Genomic DNA, 6,732 nt, shown 5'->3' with positions numbered 1-6,732 from the left:
CCCCCCCCCCCCCGGCCCCGCGCCGCCCCCCCCCCCCCCCCCCCCCCGCCCCCCCCCCCCCGCCCCCCCCCCCCCCCGGGCCCCCCCCCCCGGGGGGGCGCCGCGCTCAGGCGTCCCGAGCGGGACGCCTGAGCGCGGCCGCGGCAGGCGCACGATTGCCCCGGCGTCACGCGGACGTGATGTCAGAGCCCTGATCGTTCGCGCCGGCCTGCGTGATGACGTCGCCGATGGCGTCGGTGACGAGGTCGGGCTCCTCGTACGTCAGCATGTGGCCCCGGCCGTCCACGATGTCGAGGTGAGCGTCGGGCATGGCCTCGGCGAGAGCGATGGAGTGGCGCTTCGGCGTCAGCAGATCACGCGAGCCGACGAGGATGCGCACGGGCACCTTGCTCAGCGCGGCCAGCGCGGCGAGCTCGTCGTGCGCCATGAGCGCGGTGTAGAACGCGCCGCTCGTCGAGATGCGCGTGGCGGCGATCTGGTCGCGCGTGGCCCGGACGTCTTCGTCGCGCGGGTCGATGCCGAAGCCGCCGCGGCGCTGTGAGGCGAGGGTGACGAGACGGCCCGGGCGGAGCGGAACGTGCTTGAGCGCCTTGACGATCCACTTCTCGCCGGGGACGGTGAAGCCGCGCAACTGCCCTGACGACGTCGAGACAAGCACCGCGCCGATGACCTTCTCGCCCAGGAGCCCCGGGTGCAGCCCGGCGAACGCCATCACCGTCATCCCGCCCATCGAGTGACCCGCGACGATGACCGGTGATCCCTCCGGTGCCGTCTCGGCGACGACGCTCGCGAGGTCCTCGCCGAGCGCGCGCACGGTCTCGTCGCCGGGGCGCATGCGGCCGCCGGCGAACGTCGAGTCGCCGTGCCCGCGCTGATCCCCCAGCACGACTCGCACGCCGCCGCGATCGAGCAGACGCTGCGCAACGGGTTCCCACGAGCGGTGGCTCAGTGTCCAGCCGTGGGACATGACGACGGTCGGCGCGTCGGGCGCGAGATCGGCCGGCTCGGCGGTGAAGACGGCGAGGCGCGCGCCGTCGGCGGCGGTGACGGTGGTGCGGGCGAATTCGTGGCTCACGCGACCCACTCAAACACACCCGGAGACGGTGAACCGCCCCGTTTCGGAACCTGCATTGCATAGGCTGCGTCACAACGACAGGTGAGCATCCGCTCACGACCCCCGACGGACAGGTGAGCTCATGACCTCCCACATGCCCACGCGCCGCAGCGTCATGACGGCAGCGCTCGCGAGCGTCGCCCTGACGGCGTGCTCGTCGGCGAAGAAGTCCGATTCGAACGCCTCCCGCGGCGAGGACGTGACGAAGCGTCTCAAGGCCGCGCAGGACAAGATCGGCAAGACGTCCGGGTACCACACGAAGGTGACGTGCTCGGCCGCGCCGAAGGACGAACCGGCGCTCAAGGCGGGGGAGGGTGACGTCGTCAACTCGCCCGCCGCGTTCAAGGGTGACGTGACGGCGAGCACGCAGGGCAACGAGATCAAGGCCGGCATCATCAGCATCGGCGAGAAGAACTGGGTGAAGCCGAGCTTCTCGCCCAAGTACCTGACGGTGAACCTCAAGTCGCTCGGTGTGCCGTCCCCGACGTCGCTTTTCAACGCGACGAGTGGCATCCCGGCGATGCCGCTCATGAGCAAGGACATGAAGCGTTCGGGCGAGAAGCTCGTCGGCGGCGAGAAGGTGACGACGTACAAGGGCACGCTCGACGGCCCGAGCGCCGCGAAGGCGATGGGTTTCGGCAAGACGCGCGGCGACTACACCGTCGAGGTCGGCCTCACCGACTCCGACGAGGTGCGCACCATGATCATCACGGGCCCGTTCTTCGACTCGGCCGACGCGACGTACACGATCGACATCTCCAAGTACGACCAGAAGGTCGACATCAAGCAGCCGTGATCACCGCCTGCCGGTGATGCATCCCTGCTCGTGACGCACCCGGCCGCCGACTGGCCCCCGACGCGAGAGACCTCGACGACCCATGACGCTCACCGCTGCCACCGCGCCCGACGCCGACGTTCCGGCGATCGCCACCCGTTCGAAGGCGCTGCTCGCGACGGCGGCACTCGCCGTGCTGCTGACGGCGGCCGACACTTACGTCGTCGTCCTCGCGCTGCAGGACATGATGGCGGGCGTCGGCCTCGGCATCGACGAACTGCAACGGGCGACGCCGATCGTGTCTGGCTTCCTGCTCGGTTACATCGCCGTGCTGCCGCTCATCGGCCGGTTGTCCGACCTCGTCTCGCGCCAACGCGTGTTGCTGTGGTGCCTCGTGCTGTTCGGCCTCGGCAGCGTCGTGACGGCGCTCGCCGTCGACCTGCCCGTCATCGTCGGCGGGCGCGTCATCCAGGGCATCGGTGGCGGTGGGCTCGTGCCCGCGACGCTGGCCCTCGTCGCGGATCTGCTGCCGCGCGGGCGACGGGGCATGGCGCTCGGGATGGTGTCGGCGGTGCAGGAAGTGGGGTCGGTGCTCGGCCCACTGCTCGGCGCCGCGATCCTCGCCGTGTGGTCGTGGCGGGCGATCTTCTGGGTCAACGCTGCAGCGGCCGTCGTGCTCGCCGTCATGATCGGTGTGCTGGGGCGACGGACGAGCGCGCAGGTGCCCGAAGTGGGTGATGGCGTTGAGCCGGTGGGCGGACGCGGCGCGTCGACATCCGAGGCTGGCGACGGCGCGCACCGCGTCGCTGCTGCGTCGTCAGGCCCCGGGCGTGTGGCCCGCAGCGTCGGATGGTTGGGGTGGCTGGCGTTGCTCGTCGGAACCCTCATCGTCCTGCTCGCGCTGTGGGCGCCGGAGCGGCTGACCTCCGACGTCGACTACGGCCTGCCGTTCGTCCCGTACGACGGCTACACCTCGCGCATGGCGACCCCCATCGCATTGCGTGGCCTCGGCGTCCTCGTGCTGGGCATCGCGCTGACGGCACGGACGTGGTGGCCGCGGCTACGCGCCGTCGACCTGCCCGGCGCCGTGCTGCTGACGGGCGCGCTCGCCTGCATCGTGTGGGCGTTCGCCGCGGCCGACACCTCGAAGGAGGTGCTCAGCCCCGCCGGATACGTGCTGCTGCCGGTGGCGGCGGTGCTGCTCGTCGGGTACGTCATCCGTCATCGCACGGCGCGGCGACCGCTCATCGAACGCGGCGTCCTGGCGGGTCGGGTGCCCGTCGCGCTACTGGTGTCGTTCCTCGTCGGCACGGCACTCGTCGCGATCGTCGTCGAGATCCCGGTCCTCGCGCGACTGACGCTGACGGACTCGCAGACGGCGGCCGCGTTCGTCCTGCTGCGCTTTCTCGTCGCCGTGCCCATCGGGGCGTTCCTCGGCGGGTTCCTGCTGCGCCGCGTGGGGCCGGCCCTCGTCGCCGCTCCCGGTCTCATCATGGCCGGGGCCGCGATCCTCGCGATGAGTACGTGGGGGCGCGACACGCTCGGCGGCGTCGTCATCTCGACGCTCGTGCTCGCCGTCGCGGGCCTCGGCATCGGCCTCGCCATCGCGCCCGTCAACGACGCGGCGCTCGCCGACTCGCCCGACGACGCGCACGGCGTGACGTCGGCACTCGTCGTCGTCGGCCGCATGATGGGCATGGTCGTCGGCCTCGCACTGCTGACGGCGATCGGCCTGCACCAGTTCAGCGTCGAGATGCAGAAGGCCGCTCATACGAGCGAGCAGACCGTTCGCGACGCGGGCGTCGTGCAGGTGCACACCGTGTTCGTCGGCGCAGGAATCGCGGCGCTCGTCGCGGCGGTGCTGGCGTTCTTCTTCCTGGGGCGCCGGGTCATCGGTTCACGCCGCGTCGAAAGTTGAGTGCAGGCTCGCCGACCACCGCGACCGTGTTCGGCGAGCGATTCATCAATGCTCGGGGTTTTGGCCCGTTTCGCGGTAGCGCGGTCAGTTCGCGCGTCGCAGGATCTGCTCGGCCTGCTTGAACACCGGCCCGTCGACCATCTGTCCCTCGAACGTGAACACGCCGCGTTCTCGCTTCGCCGCGTCCATGAGGCGTGTGGCCCAGTCGATCTGCTCATCGGTCGGGGCGTAGGCGTCGCGGATCGTGGCGACCTGCTTGGGGTGAATGGCGACCTTCGCATCGAAACCGATGGCGACGGCGTCGTCGGCCTCGGCGCGCAGGGCGAGGAGGTTGCCGATGTCCATGAACACGGAGTCGAGTGCGAAGCAGCCGTGCGCCTTCGCGGCCAGCAGGACGTTGCCGCGCACCTGCTGAACGATCGGGTGGTAACTCCCGTCGGCCAGGCGACTGCGGCGCCCACCGAGGCCCGCCGTCAGATCCTCCGAGCCCCACATGAACCCGGCGACGTTCGGGGCGGCCGCGATCTCGGCCGCGTTGACGGCACCCAGAGGAGATTCGATGAGGGCGATGATGTCGTGGTCCGGCAGGGCGTCGACGTCGGCGCGCGTCTCGGTCTTGGCGAGCATGACGCGACGGACGGGTAGCTGCTCCAGGCAGGCGAGGTCGGCGGCGAACTCGTCCGTCGTCGCGGCGTTGACGCGCACGACGGTCGTCTCGACGTCAGGAGCGCCGTCACCGTTGAATGCGTCGATGAGGGCCTGACGTGCCGCGGGCTTGTCCGCCGGGTTCACGGCGTCCTCCAGATCGAGGATGACGACGTCCGCCGCCGCAGCGGCCTTCGCGTAGCGCTCCGGGCGGTCCGCCGGGCAGAAGAGCCAGCCCGGCCCCGGCATCGTCCACGAGGTGCTTGTGTCCATGAGTTCCTCCGGTCGGTAGACGGTGACGGTTGGGGTGGATGGTGACGTCTGAACGTCCCCATCCACCCCAACCGTCACCAGGTGTGCATCAGGCCGACGGCGCGCACTTCACGAGCGTCTGGCGGACGGCGACGGCGACGACGTCACCGTGCTGGTTCTTCGCGACGTGCCGCAGCGTGACGATGCCCTGGCCGGGGCGCGACTTCGACTCGCGCTTGTCCTCCATCAGCGTCTCGGCGTACATCGTGTCACCGTGGCGCATCGGCTTGGGAAAGCTGATCTCGCTGAACCCGAGGTTCGCGACGATCGTTCCCATCGTCAGCTGGGCGACCGACAGCCCGACGAGCGTCGACAGCGTGAACATCGAGTTGACGAGGCGCTCGCCGAATTCCGTCCCCGCTCCGTACTCGGCGTCGAGGTGCAGGGCCTGAGTATTCATCGTCAGCGTTGTGAACAGCACGTTGTCGGCCTCGGTGACGGTGCGTCCGGGGCGGTGCTCGTAGATCGCGCCGACCTCGAACTCCTCGAACCACAGTCCACGCTGCGTGATGCGCTTGGGCTGTCGCTCGCCCGATTCGGGGCCGGTAGCGGCGTCGTCGCTCGAGGCGTCTTGGGGTGTTTCAGGAAGGGGCATGACGGCCTTTCGTCGAGTCGATGTTGCCCGGGTTTTGGGGCGCCCGTGCCCCGAAACCCGGGCAACATCGGGGGTCACAAGGACAGTTCGCGGGCGATGAGCATGAGCTGCACCTCGGTGGTGCCCTCGCCGATCTCGAGGATCTTCGAGTCGCGGTAGTGACGCGAGACGACGTACTCGTTCATGAAGCCGTAGCCGCCGTGGATCTGCGTGGCGTCGCGGGCGTTGTCCATCGCGGCCTCCGACGCGATCATCTTCGCGATGGACGCGGCCTTCTTGAACGGCTTGCCGGCGAGCATGAGTGCCGCCGCGTTGTAGTACGCCGAACGCGCCGTGTGAGCCCGCGCCTCCATGCGGGCGATCTTGAACTGGATGGCCTGGTACTCGCCGATCGCGTGCCCGAACGCCTGACGTTCCTTTGCGTACTTCACCGATTCGTCGACGCATCCCTGCGCCGCCCCGACCGCCAGCGCCGCGATGGCGATGCGGCCCTCGTCGAGGATGCGCAGGAAGTTCGCGTACCCGCGACCGCGTTCGCCGAGCAGGTTCGCCTTCGGCACGCGCACGTCCGAGAACGACAGCGGATGCGTGTCGGAGGCATTCCAACCGACCTTGTCGTACGCGGGCTCAGCCGTGAAACCCGGCGTGTTCGTCGGCACGATGATCGTCGAGATCTCCTTCTTGACGCGCCCGTCAGCCGTCTGCGACTCGCCCGTCACCGCCGTCACCGTCACGAGCTTCGTGATGTCGGTGCCCGAGTTGGTGATGAACTGCTTCGAGCCATTGATGACCCACTCGTCGCCGTCTTCCTTGGCCGTCGTGCGCGTGCCGGACGCGTCAGAACCGGCGCCGGCCTCCGTCAGACCGAAGCCGCCGAGCGCCTCACCGGACGCGAGCATCGGTAGCCACTGCTCCTTCTGCTCCTGCGAACCGAAGCGGTAGATCGGCATCGCGCCGAGCCCGACGCCGGCCTCGAGGGTGATGGCGACGCTCTGGTCGACCTTCGCGAGTTCTTCGAGCGCGAGGCACAGGGCGAAGTAGTCGCCGCCCATGCCACCGAACTCCTCGGGAAACGGGATGCCGAACAGGCCCATCTCGGCCATGCCGGAGACGACCTCGTAGGGGAACGTGTGGTCCTTGTCGTGCTGCGCCGACACAGGCGCGACGACACGCTGCGCGAAGTCACGCACGCCCTTCGCGAGGTCGGCGTACTCGTCGGGCAGATTGCCCTGCGCGATGAAGTCGGTCATGGCGGTCTCCTACGGGTGTGCGGGCGTCTACCCCCTCTGCGTGCAAGTGCACCCGGGTGCACTTGCACGCGGAGGATCAGGGCTCGGCGGGGGCGGTGGGCTGAAGAGGCGGAAAGAGTGGGG

6 protein-coding genes are annotated in these 6,732 nt (G+C 69.6%); 2 read left to right on the top strand and 4 right to left on the bottom strand.

All coding sequences use genetic code 11. The annotated features are described in order from the left end of the window. Nucleotides 1–166 precede the first annotated feature (166 nt). On the bottom strand, nucleotides 167–1,075 hold the full coding sequence (locus NQ706_RS06065) for an alpha/beta fold hydrolase (protein ID WP_150112712.1): 909 nt from the start codon (nucleotides 1,073–1,075) through the stop codon (nucleotides 167–169). 121 nt (nucleotides 1,076–1,196) lie between these two features. On the opposite strand from NQ706_RS06065, the gene NQ706_RS06060 reads away from it, so the two are divergent. Continuing rightward, entirely contained in the window at nucleotides 1,197–1,910 is a 714-nt protein-coding gene (locus NQ706_RS06060) for an LppX_LprAFG lipoprotein (protein WP_081873580.1), read from the top strand. A gap of 82 nt (nucleotides 1,911–1,992) precedes the next feature. Then, complete coding sequence (locus tag NQ706_RS06055; protein ID WP_051805630.1) at nucleotides 1,993–3,807, top strand: MFS transporter; 1,815 nt, start codon at nucleotides 1,993–1,995, stop codon at nucleotides 3,805–3,807. Between the two features lie 84 nt (nucleotides 3,808–3,891). On the opposite strand, the gene NQ706_RS06050 is transcribed toward NQ706_RS06055, so the two are convergent. The 3 genes from NQ706_RS06050 to NQ706_RS06040 all read right to left on the bottom strand — a co-directional run bounded on the left by NQ706_RS06050 (nucleotide 3,892) and on the right by NQ706_RS06040 (nucleotide 6,609). Beyond that, nucleotides 3,892–4,725 carry a CoA ester lyase gene (locus tag NQ706_RS06050; protein WP_038566927.1) on the bottom strand — a complete coding sequence of 278 codons (834 nt, stop codon included), beginning with the start codon at nucleotides 4,723–4,725 and terminating at the stop codon, nucleotides 3,892–3,894. An 88-nt stretch (nucleotides 4,726–4,813) separates the two neighbouring features. Beyond that, a complete protein-coding gene (locus tag NQ706_RS06045; RefSeq protein ID WP_235182002.1) occupies nucleotides 4,814–5,359 on the bottom strand; it encodes a MaoC family dehydratase in 546 nt (181 codons plus the stop codon). A gap of 74 nt (nucleotides 5,360–5,433) precedes the next feature. Next, nucleotides 5,434–6,609: an acyl-CoA dehydrogenase family protein gene (locus NQ706_RS06040; RefSeq protein WP_038566929.1), complete on the bottom strand. Its 1,176-nt coding sequence runs from the start codon at nucleotides 6,607–6,609 to the stop codon at nucleotides 5,434–5,436. Between the last annotated feature and the right edge of the window lie 123 nt (nucleotides 6,610–6,732).

It is taken from the genome of Dermacoccus sp. BD5 (genome assembly GCF_044878485.1).
Classification (GTDB): Bacteria; Actinomycetota; Actinomycetes; order Actinomycetales; family Dermatophilaceae; genus Dermacoccus; species Dermacoccus nishinomiyaensis.
Note: the sequence above shows the minus strand (reverse complement) of the source record. Positions and strands in the feature narration are given on the sequence as shown.

Excerpts from the sequence above, each read along its gene's own strand:
- NQ706_RS06060 (WP_081873580.1), top strand. The coding sequence starts at position 1,197 with ATGACCTCCCACATGCCCACGCGCCGCAGCGTCATGACGGCAGCGCTC.
- NQ706_RS06055 (WP_051805630.1), top strand. The coding sequence starts at position 1,993 with ATGACGCTCACCGCTGCCACCGCGCCCGACGCCGACGTTCCGGCGATC.
- NQ706_RS06050 (WP_038566927.1), bottom strand. The coding sequence starts at position 4,725 with ATGGACACAAGCACCTCGTGGACGATGCCGGGGCCGGGCTGGCTCTTC.
- NQ706_RS06045 (WP_235182002.1), bottom strand. The coding sequence starts at position 5,359 with ATGCCCCTTCCTGAAACACCCCAAGACGCCTCGAGCGACGACGCCGCT.
- NQ706_RS06040 (WP_038566929.1), bottom strand. The coding sequence starts at position 6,609 with ATGACCGACTTCATCGCGCAGGGCAATCTGCCCGACGAGTACGCCGAC.